The organism is Mesorhizobium sp. M7A.F.Ca.CA.004.06.1.1 (genome assembly GCF_003999135.1).
Lineage (GTDB): Bacteria > Pseudomonadota > Alphaproteobacteria > Rhizobiales > Rhizobiaceae > Mesorhizobium.
Window position 1 is genome coordinate 1 of sequence record NZ_RZPQ01001484.1, and the last position, 404, is coordinate 404.

At 60.6% G+C, this 404-nt stretch carries 2 pseudogenes; both read left to right on the forward strand.

The window, feature by feature from the left end:
• Positions 1-217: pseudogene (locus EN906_RS37050) on the forward strand (glutathione S-transferase family protein); the annotation flags it as partial.
• Positions 214-404: pseudogene (locus EN906_RS37055) on the forward strand (hypothetical protein); the annotation flags it as partial. The pseudogenes EN906_RS37050 and EN906_RS37055, both read left to right, overlap by 4 nt.

Here is a 404-nt window from a genome sequence, read left to right on the forward strand (position 1 = left end):
CGACATCAGCTTCGCCGATGCCTGGCTGACGCCGACACGGTTCATCTTCAACAATTTCCGCGCCATGACGGGACGCCACGACCTGCTCGACGCCTATCCCAAATTCGACGCCTACCAGCAGATCGCCTCGCAACACCCGGCATTGTCGCGGGTGTGGGGCGAGATGACCGATGGTTTGAAGATTTTTCTGTCCGAGCTTGAGATGGGTGCCGCTTGATCAGACGCAAGACGATCGCGCTGGTCGCCGCGGCGGGCTTTGTGCTGGCGTCCTGCCAGTCGACGCCAAAGAGCACGCCTGTTCCCTCAGGCAAAAGTGCTGCGCTGCTGGTCATGGAGCAAGTGGCGATCGCTGCCCACAAATGCTGGATCGCCAGCAAGGACCCGGCCTTCAAACCGTACCAGAT